General features: G+C 48.6%; 9 protein-coding genes and 1 pseudogene. 4 read left to right on the forward strand and 6 right to left on the reverse strand.

The window, feature by feature from the left end; genetic code table 11:
- Positions 1-106 precede the first annotated feature (106 nt).
- Genes NFS31_RS11785 through NFS31_RS11800 form a run of 4 tightly spaced genes read left to right on the forward strand, consistent with a single transcriptional unit; the run spans position 107 to position 4,296 of the window.
- Entirely contained in the window at positions 107-1,117 is a 1,011-nt protein-coding gene (locus NFS31_RS11785; protein ID WP_251495173.1) for a nucleotidyltransferase domain-containing protein, read from the forward strand.
- Positions 1,114-2,835, forward strand: a complete 1,722-nt coding sequence (locus NFS31_RS11790) for a ThiF family adenylyltransferase (protein WP_251495176.1) — start codon at positions 1,114-1,116, stop codon at positions 2,833-2,835. The genes NFS31_RS11785 and NFS31_RS11790 overlap by 4 nt, the downstream gene beginning before the upstream one ends.
- Complete coding sequence (locus NFS31_RS11795; protein WP_016300343.1) at positions 2,814-3,311, forward strand: Mov34/MPN/PAD-1 family protein; 498 nt, start codon at positions 2,814-2,816, stop codon at positions 3,309-3,311. Before NFS31_RS11790 ends, NFS31_RS11795 begins: the two co-directional genes overlap by 22 nt.
- The gene (locus tag NFS31_RS11800) at positions 3,295-4,296 is read left to right on the forward strand and encodes an SAVED domain-containing protein (RefSeq protein WP_016300342.1); all 1,002 of its coding nucleotides are present in this window, start codon (positions 3,295-3,297) and stop codon (positions 4,294-4,296) included. Before NFS31_RS11795 ends, NFS31_RS11800 begins: the two co-directional genes overlap by 17 nt.
- 87 nt (positions 4,297-4,383) lie before the next feature.
- On the opposite strand, the gene NFS31_RS11805 is transcribed toward NFS31_RS11800, so the two are convergent.
- The 6 genes and pseudogenes from NFS31_RS11805 to NFS31_RS11830 form a co-directional block, all read right to left on the reverse strand.
- Entirely contained in the window at positions 4,384-5,982 is a 1,599-nt protein-coding gene (locus NFS31_RS11805; RefSeq protein ID WP_251495178.1) for a S1 RNA-binding domain-containing protein, read from the reverse strand.
- A 70-nt stretch (positions 5,983-6,052) separates the two neighbouring features.
- Positions 6,053-8,038: a VirD4-like conjugal transfer protein, CD1115 family gene (locus tag NFS31_RS11810; protein ID WP_251495198.1), complete on the reverse strand. Its 1,986-nt coding sequence runs from the start codon at positions 8,036-8,038 to the stop codon at positions 6,053-6,055.
- Positions 8,039-8,061: 23 nt separating this feature from the next.
- Positions 8,062-9,183: a hypothetical protein gene (locus NFS31_RS11815; protein ID WP_251495180.1), complete on the reverse strand. Its 1,122-nt coding sequence runs from the start codon at positions 9,181-9,183 to the stop codon at positions 8,062-8,064.
- Between the two features lie 144 nt (positions 9,184-9,327).
- Entirely contained in the window at positions 9,328-9,990 is a 663-nt protein-coding gene (locus NFS31_RS11820) for a DUF6100 family protein (protein WP_251495183.1), read from the reverse strand.
- A 67-nt stretch (positions 9,991-10,057) separates the two neighbouring features.
- Positions 10,058-10,585, reverse strand: a complete 528-nt coding sequence (locus tag NFS31_RS11825) for a DUF5697 family protein (protein ID WP_251495186.1) — start codon at positions 10,583-10,585, stop codon at positions 10,058-10,060.
- Between the two features lie 103 nt (positions 10,586-10,688).
- Positions 10,689-13,151: pseudogene (locus tag NFS31_RS11830) on the reverse strand (VirB4 family type IV secretion system protein); the annotation flags it as partial.
- Between the last annotated feature and the right edge of the window lie 71 nt (positions 13,152-13,222).

Raw genomic sequence — 13,222 nt, forward strand, 5'->3', positions numbered from 1 at the left:
ATAAAAAATATGTTGAAATATTGGAAAAAGCATGATATGATTGGATTGTTAGCAAACAACGGCAACGAGTGCCAATATATTTTATGTGCAGGAGGTAACAAAACATATGGTAAATGTTCAATCAGAATTTCTTACTTTTCACGACAAAATTAAACTTTCGGAAGAAAATCAAGAATTGCGCAATAAGCGTGATATTCTATTAAATAAACTGAGGAAGAATATTTCTGATAAAGCAGCATCTTTTACAACTTTTAATCAGGGAAGTTATGCTATGGGGACAGGGATCAAGCCAGACGATGGGGATTTTGATATTGATGTAGGTTTGAAGTTTGATATAGACCATGATGATTATTCGGATCCGGTTCAAGTAAAGCAGTGGGTAAAGGATGCTTTAGACGGTCATACAAAAAGTGTAAAGATACGGAGGTCTTGCGTTACTGTTACATACCAAAAAGACAAAGAACCGATATATCATGTCGATTTTGCGGTTTATGCAGCCAATAATGCGGACAAGCAAATGTACATTGCGAAAGGGAAGGAATATTCCACAGAAGAATATCGTATCTGGCAATTATCTGATCCGCAAGAGTTATTAAATTATCTGAATTCATTATATGATGATTCAGATGATAGAGCGCAGTTTAGGCGTGTTGTACGCTATATGAAAAAATGGAAGAACCAGCATTTTATTACTTCTGGGAATAATGCTCCAACAGGGATTGCACTGACAGCATTAGCATGTAGTTACTTTACGCCGTATTATTCAAAGGATTTTTTGACAAATAAAAAGGCGTATGATGATTTTAAGGCGCTGAAAAGATTAGTTAATAATATCCAAAATGCTTTTAATCTTACATGGGATAGTGATGATGGATGTTTTTATCGAACAATAACACAATCATTACCAGTTCAACCAGGAAATAATTTATTTGAAAAGATGTCGAACAAGCAAATGAATAATTTTTATAACCAGATTTCTGCAATGTATTCAAAACTCACAGAAGCAGAGGGGAAAAGCAAGAAGTCAGAAGTTTGTCAACTTATGATTGATATTTTTGGAGAGGCATTTCCTGCTGCTGTAGATCGCAGCTATGTAGGAACGTCTGAATCAGCATGATGGAAATCGCACAGTTAGAAAATCTTATAGGTAAACTAAATTATGAGAGACATGTTTTCTTTGAAATACTGCCGAAACAATCGACAGTATTTCAAGGAACTATAGTATTGCCAAATGAAAAATTAGTTTTAAAAATAGACTTCTCCAACTATTTTCCTTTGGAGTTTCCTATTTTCAGTATAGAAAATGCACAACGGTTTTATCCTCATGTTGATAATGCAGGGAAGATTTGTCTCTTTGATGATTCATCTCTCTTGATACAGACTGATATGCCAGATCAGATGTTATTAGATGCTTTTGATAGAGCCGTAGATATATTATGTATTGATCCGGAAAGTTACGAATACAAGACAGAAGTTGCGCGGGAATTTAATGCTTATTGGGCAGAAGTATCAAAGATGATATTATACACAAATCTTTCTTCATGTATGGGAAAAGAATATCAAAATTTATCAGTAGTTCGAGCCGAAAACAGATTGCTTGTTTCAGAGAATATTGTGGATTCTGAGTGCTTGTTAAAAAATAATTTTGGAGTGTCTCTGGAAAGAAAATCAAATATTGATTGCCTGCTAATACGATTGCGTTCATTTTGTATTCCACCAATACAAAAGATGTATACTTGGAAGTGGTTAAGAAATTTTATAACAAAAAATATTACAAGTAGCCAGAAAAAAGCATTTAATCTTTTTCTGACTAGAAAGAGACGTATATTTAACCAGTTTTTAATATTATCAATTCCTTCAGAAAACCAGGACATTATTGTATCATTTCATATTTTCTGTAAGAATAGTCAATTTAGAAAAATAGAAAAAATGATTAATTGCACAGTTACGCCTGTGACAACCAGACCCATAGATTATAATTTTCTTTTAAAGCGGTGTGGCGAAAATATAAATCTGGCTGAGAAATCGGTTCTTTTATTAGGCTGCGGCTCAGTAGGCAGTTATGTTGCTAGTAATCTTTGTCAATCAGGAATTTGCAAGCTTGATATTTTAGACAAAGACATTTTGAGTGTTGAAAATGTATACCGACATCTTTTGGGCTTTGATGTTGCCACAAAGAGAAAAAATAAGGCAGATTTAGTAAAGGAATTTTTGGAAAAGCAATATCCATATGTCGAAATAGATTCATTGAATTTTATAGACCGTAGTGTAGAAAGCTTTATACGAGATGTACAGCGTCTAAAAAACTATGATTTAATCATTTCAGCATTGGGCGAACCAACAGTTAATCTAGAGCTTAACAGAATTTTATATGATAAAAATGTAAATGTTCCATTTGTTGTCTGCTTTAATGAACCTTATGGTATTGGTGGACATGTTATTGCAATAAACAATTCCTCTGGTGGCTGCTTGAGATGTATGTATACAGATTTGATCTCTAGTGATCTTGTTCCTTTCAGAGCTAGTCTTGTTGCACCAGGTCAGAATTTTAAAAAGAGTCTATCAGGATGTGCTGGATCATTTGTGGAATATAGTGCTTTGGATAGCCAGCAAACAGCACTTCTAACAGTTCGTTTGTCATTGGAAGTTTTGACTGGACAGTGCAAGGAAAGTACTCTTATATCATGGATTGGCTCGGAAGATAATTTGATAAATAATGGGTTTGAAGTTTCAGAATATTATGAGCATATTAGCGGTCAAAGTTATTGCAGTATCACAAGGAAAAATATACCCATAAATGAAAGGTGCCCTATATGCTCAGAAAAACAGGATTAAGAATCAAGACCCCCAGCATGGCTATTTATATAGAAGAAAATATTTTATTAGAAATTAGCAACTATCAGAAACAGAGGCAATTCAAACTGGAGTCTGGAGGAATCATAATAGGATATTATGATTCCTCAGAAAGTGCTCTTAGGATAACAAATATAACATGGCCGCAAATAGATGATATTTGTGGTCGATATAGATTCATTCGTAAAGAAACGGGTCATCAAGAAATAATGGATAGGCTATGGGAACAATCTGGATATAAGAAAAGTTATTTGGGAGAATGGCATACCCATAATCAACGCAGACCAATACCATCACTCATAGATTGTAATAACTGGAAAAATATCTCTAAGAGACAGCATAATTTCAACCAACAATTTTTTATAATAATTGGAACTATGTGTTCTGGAATATGGATGACTGAAGACAGAAAGATACAGAAAGTAGGAGAGTGGGATAATAATGGAACAATTATGTAAACTATACAAAAAGTATTATTATTTGATTTTTACACTACTTCTTATTTTATTTTTAATTTCGCTTGGAACAGGTGAAAATTTAAAGAAAATAGAAATTGGAGAGGTATCAGCAATTTATAATACTATAGTGGCTTTTGTACCCGAGAAATATTTGATGGCTTTACAAAGAATAAGTTTTCCAATTGGAGTCTTATTGGTAATATCTATAATATTATTTGCATGGAAGAAACGAATGAATGTTCTGTGTCATGTATCATTAGCACACGGAATGGCTCCGCTATCTCCTAATGTAAAAAAAGAATATTATATAAAGGAAGAGAATTTAGACATTGTAGGGTATTCTTACCCTAATGATCTTCATCAGATTATTACAGAACAGGATTCAGCAATAAAAGATTTTACTGCTACAAAAGGGATACATAGTTACTATGGAATAGCTCATACTCCGCTAGTTTTTAGAGCCGGATATATGTATGGGGATCAGCAAGAAATACATTTGTTTCACAGAGCGCATAATAATAGTGCAAACTTTGAAGAGTGGGATACTTCTGCAGATACAAAATGGGAAACAAGTTTTAGAGAGATACAAGAAGAAAATAAAAGTTGTAAATCAAATAATTTGATTGTTGCAATATCTACATCATTAGAAATTAAAAACATAGAGATAGCCTCTATCACAGATACGAAATGTCATATTATTAGATTTCAACTTCAAACTTTAGAATTTGATATAATTGGAAATTATGCACAAGCAGAAAATCTTCGAAAGCAAATTTTATCAAAAATAAGAGAAATCGTTAAGAAATATGATATTCAATGTATTCATATGGTAATCTCATCATCAGTAGCTTTTACATTTTTTTTAGGTGCAGGGTTCAGTTCTCAACATGACCCTAATGTTATTGTTTATCACTATGATAACGGAAAATATATATGGGGAATTGATATGAAAAGAAATGGTTCGGATGCCGTAATAATTCCGTGAGTGTAATCATAAAGTATAAGAAGGTCATTGCAACATTAAGTTATCAAAAAACAATAATGTTACAATGACCTTGTCTTATATAAAATATCACAGATTCTGCCGGATAATCCGTGTAATGATCCCCACAGCCACACCCCGTTCTTCATCAATCCGGGTGACGGCAAAGCTCACATCGTCCTTCTTGCCGGGAGTCCGGTAGTCATAGCAGGAGTGGGCCACAGCGTTCACGCCATTGGACAGCCGGATATAGACCACGCCTTTATGTACGTCCGTGACCTTGCCGGCATACTTGCTCTGGATGCGGCATTTTTTCAGGTTGTCATGGTTGGTGTTCTGGGACACGCTCTTGATGTCAGCCTTAATGCCCATATCCTCCAGACTGTCACGGCGCACGTTCAGGATGCGCACAAGCACCTGGTCGCCCACGGAAAAACGCTCATGGGCATCCCCAATCCACTCCCAGGCTAGGTCGCGGGCCATGATGGAGCACTCCACCCCGAATACCTCCACCCGGATGACCTTCTCTGCCACGGCGATCACACGGGCCTGGGCAATGCGGCCCTCGTAAATGCGGTACATGCCTGCCGCATCCGTATCCAGATAGAAGGTCTGCCGTTTCCTGAGCATGGCTTCCTTCCGGCTGGCGACCACGCTGCGGGTTTTGGAATCAATGCCTTTTACGATAAAGTCAATTTCCGCCCCCAGCATGTTGCCGAGGATCTTGTTCTGACGCAGCATCAGTTCTGCGTATTCCTGCCCGGAAGGGCTGCGGCCTACATTGATCATCATCTCCTTTAAGGGGATCACGATCCGGAAGCCCTTATAGTCTACAATGGTGATGGTCTTGCCGTTGTCCGTCTGCTCAATCCCGCCGAGCTGCCCGGTAAGGATACGTCTGGTACGGTAGGCATTGTGGATCTCATGCCAGATGGCATCCCCGCGGGATTCTTCCGTCTCCACTTCCCCGCGTACCTCCAGTGTCAGTACCGGGGCCTCATCCTTCCTTCCTCTGGCGGCGGTACGGCGGGAGGGGGATGCTGCAGGGGGAACCGCAGTTCCGGCTGTGTCTTCAGCGGAGGGGAAAGGCGTATCTTTCAGCCCGGATTCAGTGGGTTCTGTTTCTTCCTGGGGAATGGTTTCCTCCGCTTTCTCTGCGGCATCATCGGCCAGCCTGCTCTTATCGGTATCAGCAGCGGCCGCCAGGGGATCGGGCACGCTGTCAGCTACGGCTTCCATGCCCTCCGGCGTTTCTGTTTCTGCTTTTTGGGAATCCCCGTCCATTTCTGCGGAGGGTTCCTCTTTCTTTCTACGGGTGGTGCGTCTGGTCTTTGCAGAGGCGCTGCCTGTTTCTGATAAAGCTGCCTGTTCCGGCTGTGCTTCCCCGGAAGCATCGTTTTCCCCGTCAGCGCCATGCGTGGTGCCGGTGCCCTCGAAACTTTCCGGTTCATCTCCAAAAATTTCTTCCTCTGTAAGTTCCGGGAGATCCCCTTCTGCCAGATCCGGTGCGGCAGCCGGTTCCTGATCCATGCTGCCAAGCAGCTCATTTAAGTCCATGCCGTCCCCGTCCGCTTCAGGCGGCGTGCCCTCTCCGGGGAAGGCTTCGGCCTCTGTACCCGTTCCGTCCAAAGGGTTGTTTCCTTCCATAGAAGGGTTTTCCAGTTCCATAAGTTCTTTTTTTCTTGCCATGTGTTTACCTCCATAGTGTTGTTGTTCTATTTCACAGCCCCAAAACGGGCCGTTCTATAGCAGTTGTATTTCAGGACATGATGGAATCCTTGTCCGCAGATACGATCCCGGCAGGCGTGCCGGAAGATACGGCAGGGGCAGCCTTTCCCGGTCCGGATGCCGGAGGGGACGGCGCTTTCTGCTGTGCGCCAGGTGCCTTCACCGCCCCTTTTCCCCCAGGCTTTGTTCCTGCTTTTGGGGCGGGCTTTGATGCTGCTTTCGTTGTCTGTTTTGGTGCCTGCTTTTGGGGTGCCGACTTCGCCGGTTCCAGTGCGGCAGCGGCCTCCATTTCCAGGCGCCTCCACTCCGGGATGTGGGCGGATGCCTTGCAGGAGCGCAGCAGGGGGTATTCCGGGTGTTTGGAATAATCCATCTTGTCCACCTTTAAGGTTTTCTTTCCCCGGATGATGATAAGCGCCTCGTCAATGGGCAGGCGCAGCACTTCATCCGGCGTCAGCACGGGGCGTTTCCCCACGCCGCTGGTTTCCCGGTATTCTGGCGTGTAGTTGGAGATCCGCCAGGTGCCTAACTGTTTGGACTTGCTGGAGACCGCCACGCTGGCAAGCCCGGTGCGGGAGGACACAAACTCCGCTGTCAGGGGATCAGTACAGCCTAAAAAGAGCTGGACATCACAATTCCCCAGAATCTCCTGCCAGAGATTTAAGGGATACCGGTTCTGCAGCCCGGCAAGGTTCTGGAACACGCAGGACATGGAGATGTTCCGGGAGCGGATCACGCTCAGGCGCCGGGAAAGGTCCGGGATGGTGCCGCAGGCGGTCAGCTCCTCTCCTAAGACATGGACGGGCACGGGGAGCCGGCCGCCCTCACAGTTTTTGTCCGCATACCGCACTAACTTGATGAACACAAAGGACAAAAACAGGGATGCCAGGAAGTCAAAGGTGCTGTCCTGGTCGCTGGTCACGAGGAAATAGGCGCAGGGCTTCTGGCCCAGTAGTTCCAGGTCGATCTCATCCCGCGCGGTGATCTTCTTGATCAGCTCGGACTGGAACACCTGCAGGCGGCTCCCCAGGCCGATGATGACGCCGCTCCGCACGGAATCGGACGCCTGCTTAAAAAGGCTGTAAGGGGCCTTGGCCGGATGGTTGATGGGAAGCACTTCAAACAGGCTGTTCAGGGCGGTTTCCGAGTTTAAGGTGATGAGCTGGTAGACCTGGCCCATGTTCCGGTTCTCCGGGGGATAGCCCTTATCCACATACAGCACCAGCGCTTTTAACAGGTTCATTTCTGCGGAATCCCAGAAATGGTCCCCTTTGCCGCCGCCTGTGGTATTTTTGATGATGACGTCCACGAAAAGCTGTGCCATCAGTTCCTGCCCCTCCACTTCACTGAGGCAGTTCCAGGAATCCGAGTTTTCCGGATTGACCAGGTTGAACACACGGACTGTATAGCCCTTGTTACGCAGGTATTCGCTGGATTTTTCGTACAGCTCCGATTTCGGGTCGCAGATGACCAGGGATTCCCCGCGGGATACCCCCTGTAAAATCCGGTTCATGCAGAAGGAGCGTGTCTTCATGGAGCCGCTGGCGCCGTAGACTGCCAGGTTGCTGTTGAGCCGGGTTTTCTCCGGCACGCAGACCGCCTTCCTGTCCAGCATCCCCAGGACGATCCCCTGATACCGGCGCAGGTCAGCCACCAGTTCCAGGACGCCGGCCATCTCCTTCCGGCTCATCCAGCCGGAGGTGCCGTAGGTTCCTTTGGCAGAGTAGGTGAAATTCCGGTCCTCGTCATATTCCCCGGTATCGCTGTACCCGATCCGCATGACGAAAAGGAGCAGTACGGCCAGCAGCCCGATACAGATAAATATCCCGTAGATCCCGTATGGCGGGTGTACCGCCGCGCGGAGGCAGGCGGACAGGCCGGGGGATGCGGGCAGGGGGGAAGTGCCATCCCCCGGATAGCCGCCCCTCTGTTTCCAGAGGGCGTAGTTGCCGATGAACTGCCCCAGGTAGCCGCCCGCATACAGGACGGCAAGGATGGCAATGGGGGCAGTCACCAGCCCTTTCAGTAATTTTTTCTTGTCTATGGGAAAAACCTCCTTTCAAATTTTTCAAAGCTGATGGTGGAAAACTCCACCTGTCTGCCGCAGAAGCGGTGGAGAACTTCCTTCTGGAAGTCAAAACAGACCAGGGTTCCCGTCCGTTCCTGCAGCTGGAGCGCCGTGTGGAAACGGTTGATGCGGGGGATGTCCAGGAAATAGCCGAACAGCACCGGGCTGCCGTCCCCGTCCAGGGCGTCATGTTCTATGGGAAGCCCTGCGTCCTTTGGGGAAAGCCCCTGCATCAGCATGCGGTTCAGTTCCGTTATCTTTTCCGGGCTGCACAAAAGTTTCAGCAGCGTATCCCCGTAATGGTCATTGGTCAGGTAATAAAAATGTTCATAGTTCCCGTCCAGAAGGAAGAAACAGCGGGTATGGCTGTCACTCTCTGACATAATCTGATAAAAAGGCTCCAGCGTGTCGCTAAACAGCAGGCCGGCAGCCTCCGTTCGGGCGTATTGCAGGGCCATCCGCTGGTGGCAGAGGACCATTTTCAGGAGAACCTGCGCCCGCTGTTCTGCCCGGTAGTCCCATTTTGCTGTATATGGTCCGCTGTTATAGGCAAGGAAGATGCCGGACGGGGTAAGGAGCACGCCAATCATCCGGGAGCTTCGGATCTTTACCATATCGATCCCCATTTCTTTGATTTCACGGGAGCCATAAAAGGCAGGGGATTTCAGGACAGGCACCGGTACAGCCTCCGGTAAAAAAACAGGGGGCTTTTCATCACGGAAAACTGCGGCCCCTGCGTTCAGCATGGCGGCATAGGTCTCCGCTGTCCGGTGCAGCCGCATCCTTCTCGTTACTTCGCTTCTGATCCGGTTGGTATCCGTGTCCCCGGTAAGGTAAAAAGAAAACCGTTCGGGGTTCTCTGCCAGGAGCCTGCCTTTTGCCCGTCGTCCCAGACGGAAACCACGCAGCCTGTCTTTGTAGAATACCCGGAGCAGGCCCTCCTTTTTCAGCGAAGTTATGACCGCCTCCTTATAACTGGGACTGCCGGGGATGCGGGGGAGGAGGCTGGCCGGGAACTCACCGCAGATGGCGGCCAGTTCGAGCAGGCAAAAGCCTAATGTGTCCTGCCTGGGGAATGTGCCCTTATCGGACATAAAAAGATCACCTCCTTTTCCGGTTTTGTACCGGGGCGGCTAAAGACTTCGGTAAATAAAACTCTGTCAGCCGCAGATAAAGTCCAATAAATACAATATTTTTTCCCATTCTGGCTGTATGGGGTGAAAATGGTGCCAAAACCATTAAAAATCCGATATGGATTTCAGCTCCTTTTCCCGTCCGGAGAGCCATCCTGTAAAGCGGCTTTTCTCCATGATATAGATACGGGTGCCGTCCTTATCCCCAAGCTCCGTGGTATTGTAGGCGTCACATAAAAGCCCGCTGTCATCCGCCATCACATACAGGGCGATGGTGTCCAGGATCTGTTTCTGCTGCAGGTTGTCATAGTCCAGCAGGCACCAGTCCGGCAGTTCATGGTCATACACATGGGAGATGCAGACCACACATTCCCGGAAGTGTGGCATGGGATGTTCTTTTGCGTACTGTCCCAGTGTTGCGTGGAGCGGATCAAGCAGGAACAGGCTGCTCTGGCGCATTTTTTTCTTTGGGAGCAGCCGTGGAAGGGCTACCTCCAGGATGCCGTTTTCATAGCTGATCTCAATGCCATGCACTTCCCCGGCTTTCACAAGGTACTCTGCCTTGGGGACAGAGGTGGAAGCGTAAAGGAGATTTCTGAGCTGGCAGGCGATCCCTTCCGCTCTTAAAGCGGCTTCGGTTGACATAGTTTCATAGTTTTCGGGATACCTCTGGATATCCAGGGAATCCATGGCGCAGATGTTGTTGTTCAGCCGTGATAAATTGTTCTGGATATCTGCGATCCGGCGTGAGATAATCTTTCGGTCCAATTACATCCCTCCTTTGGATGTTGTAATATAGCTGCCCTGCAATATAGCGGTCAGGGCATGGATTGTTTTATGTTGATTTTTTGTAGTAACTTACATTCCCGCTTCCATCCACGGTACAGAATCCGGTTATCCCCGGAAATTCCAGCAGGGGGATCTGCCCAGGCTCATCCACCAGTACGATACGGCGGCCGCCGCTGTCACGGCTCTGGCGCAGGGCGTGGGTGACAAGCGCCTCCTGCCCGGCCGCCGCATGGACGATCTCATACAGTTCGCCACCTGAGAAAAAGGCAATCTTTACGGGGAACTCACTGCACGAGTGGTAGTCCGCCCTGTCAATAAAATCAAGCAGTACCCATGCCGCCCGCACCATGCCGGGATCAGTTTCCGCCTTTTGGTTTCCGTATGGAAAATATCCACCGGTGTCTGCCTGCCGGGTGCGCCCCTGCCTGGCCAGGTGGGAGAGCAGGTTTCTGGTGACATCCTCCCGGCCAGGGTAGAACCGGCATAATTGTTTTTCTGTCAGCCCCGGATACATGGATATGATCCGGAGCAGTTGCGTGGCTTCCCCGCCATACAGGTCTGCCCTGGTCTTCACTGGCGCCACCTTCCTTTCTGTAAATGCGTAATCTGTGCGTATAACGGACGTATGGGAAAAGGGATTGTGTAATATATGCGTATACGGTGCGTAATCCGTTCCCTTATCCGGCTTCACTCTGCCGGCGCATCCGTTCCACGATATCCTTTAACTCCCTCCGGTCCGTGGTGATCAGGTCTTTCTCCAGGGGGCTCGCCTTGAACTCCACCATGATGTTATTGTTGTTGGTGCTGATCAGGCCGTTGCCCCGTTCAAAGTGGGTGACCTCCATGACCTCCGCATCGGAGAGGTGGAGGGCGCTCTGCACACGCATGGCCTCGTCATCCTCCAGGTTCAGGATGATCTTGGTCTTGGAGTTGTTAATGATGCCCTTCCCGAACCGCCCTTCATCCAGGTTAAAGAAGTCATTTAAGTCCTGGCTGGCACAGACGGCGGAGCCGCCATAGCCCCGGATGGTTTTGAAAATCTCCAGCACGAAGTCCCCGGCAAGGCGTGTACCCGTGGCGCCGGCGCCGGATAAAAGCTGCCAGCACTCGTCAATGAAAATGGTCTTTTCCTCGGTACGGTCTTCCTTTGCCCGGTCCCAGACAAAATCCAGTGCCACGAACATCCCCACGGTCAGCAGGTCCCCGGTCAGGGAAGAGATATCCAGCACGGTATATTTGTTATCCAGGGACACGTTGGTCTGCTGGTTGAAGGTGCTGGCGGAGCCGTTCACCAGTCGGTTCAGGATATTTGCCAGCCGTTTTGTAGCAGCTGATTTCTTTAAAATCTCGTAGAGGTCGCCCAGTACCGGCATTTCCCGGTATCGTTCCGGGTTTTGGGGGTCTGCCAGGGAAGCGTTGTCATGGGTGATGCCCTTCTTGTTGTAGGTATGGATCAGGGCCTCGTCCAAAAGCTGGCGCTCCTCATGGTTCATGTCCGGGATCAGCAGGCTGAAAAAGATATGGAGCCGCTGGATCTTCTCCGCCAGTTCCGAGAGCTGGATGTCGGGGCCGTCCAGCAGTTCGTTGACGGTGCGGTCCACCTGCCGGATCTCCATCACATTGATACAGTGGGGGCTTGCCGGGGAGACCTGGATGAACTCGCCGCCCACATTGGCGCAGGCCCGGTGGAACTCATGCCCTTTTAGCGGGGCAATGATGAAAATGGGGATTCCCTTGCGCCGCATCCGCAGGGCCATGAGCTGCATGGTGAAGGTCTTGCCCGCACCGGAAGTGCCCAGGATCGCCATGTTTGCGTTTTTGTAGACAGCAGAATTGAAGATATCCACAATAATTAAGGAACTGTTGTATTTGTTCACACCTAACAGGATACCGTTGTCATCGCACATCTCATAGCTGGTGAAGGGGTAGCAGCTTGCGGCGCCCCCGGTAAGGAGGTTGCGTTTGCTGCGCTCATACAGCCCCTTTTCCACGGATACCAGGGGCAGGGCGGTCAGGAATGCCTGTTCTTCCCGGAAGTGGCAGGTGGAGACCCGCATGTCCTGGGAGAGCAGGAGCTTCTTCATCTCGCTGACCTTCCATTCCAGGTCCTCTTCATTGGGGGCCGTAATGGTGACCAACAGGTTCATAAAATAAAAATCCTCGTTGTTGGCAAGCCCTTCCTTCAAAAAGTAGCCGCTGCGGATGGCGCTGTCGATATCGTCAAAATCCGTGTTGGTATCGCTGGCGTCCTTGATCCGGGAGCGGTTGATGCGGAGCTGCTGGCCCACCTTCTGGATGATGCGCTCCTTGGGCTGGCGGGAGAGGAACATGTCCAGGTCGATCCCGTCCCCGGCATTGACCATCAGGCTGAGCCAGCCGGCCGGCACATGGGTCTTATAGCCGTCCGAGGGGATCAGCAGGTAGGCGAAATAAAGCCCGTCAATGCAGATGTAGCGCCCGTGGGTGAAGTCAATGCCTGTGGGGGCGATGAACTCCCCGGCAGGGATATGGTCGATCTCCGCCTCCCTCCCGTTTGCCAGGTACTGCGCCACCACCTCTTTTGCCCGGACGGGGAGGGGCTTAGTAGCGCTCTCATTCCGGCACAGGAGGTTATAGAGCACGTCTATGGTGAACTCGTCCTCGTTGTCCGGCAGCACCACTTCATTCCCGCACTGGCGCAGGTAATTGGAGGCGGTGTGGACGGCGGACTGCAGGGAGCCGATGGCTTCCCCTTCCTCGTCCGTGCGCCTTGCATTGCTCCAGGGCTCGTATTCAAAGACCAGGAAGAACCGGCGCGTGACCGCCTCGCGGGAACAGATCTGCTGGATGAACTGCAGGTAATCCTCCTGCATCAGCCGGCACTGTCCGTTGGTCTCCTGGGCCATCTCCCGGCGCACCGTCTCCATGTGGCGCCCGATATCCGCACGGCGGGTCAGCACCTTGAACTGGAGTTTTACCGGGCTTATCTTTAAATAGGAAACAAAGGAATAGATGATGCTCCTCTGTTCCCTGGCGCTGCGGAGCAGGAAGTTGATGGGGATCACCTCCACCACCTTCACATACCGGTGGTCTTTCGTGTAGATGACGCCGTTTTCTATCCTGCTGATGGGCAGGTAGTCCGCCACCGGGTTTAACCCGGATTCTCGAAAACGTGACGATGAATTTTCGCCACACTTAGCCGAACCACCTGAATTTTATTGACAAAACCACC

The organism is Otoolea muris (assembly GCF_943193115.1).
Taxonomy (GTDB): domain Bacteria; phylum Bacillota; class Clostridia; order Lachnospirales; family Lachnospiraceae; genus Otoolea; species Otoolea muris.

Coding starts and splice junctions, on each gene's coding strand:
- NFS31_RS11785 (WP_251495173.1), top strand. CDS start 107: ATGGTAAATGTTCAATCAGAATTTCTTACTTTTCACGACAAAATTAAA.
- NFS31_RS11790 (WP_251495176.1), top strand. CDS start 1,114: ATGATGGAAATCGCACAGTTAGAAAATCTTATAGGTAAACTAAATTAT.
- NFS31_RS11795 (WP_016300343.1), top strand. CDS start 2,814: ATGCTCAGAAAAACAGGATTAAGAATCAAGACCCCCAGCATGGCTATT.
- NFS31_RS11800 (WP_016300342.1), top strand. CDS start 3,295: ATGGAACAATTATGTAAACTATACAAAAAGTATTATTATTTGATTTTT.
- NFS31_RS11805 (WP_251495178.1), bottom strand. CDS start 5,982: ATGGCAAGAAAAAAAGAACTTATGGAACTGGAAAACCCTTCTATGGAA.
- NFS31_RS11815 (WP_251495180.1), bottom strand. CDS start 9,183: ATGTCCGATAAGGGCACATTCCCCAGGCAGGACACATTAGGCTTTTGC.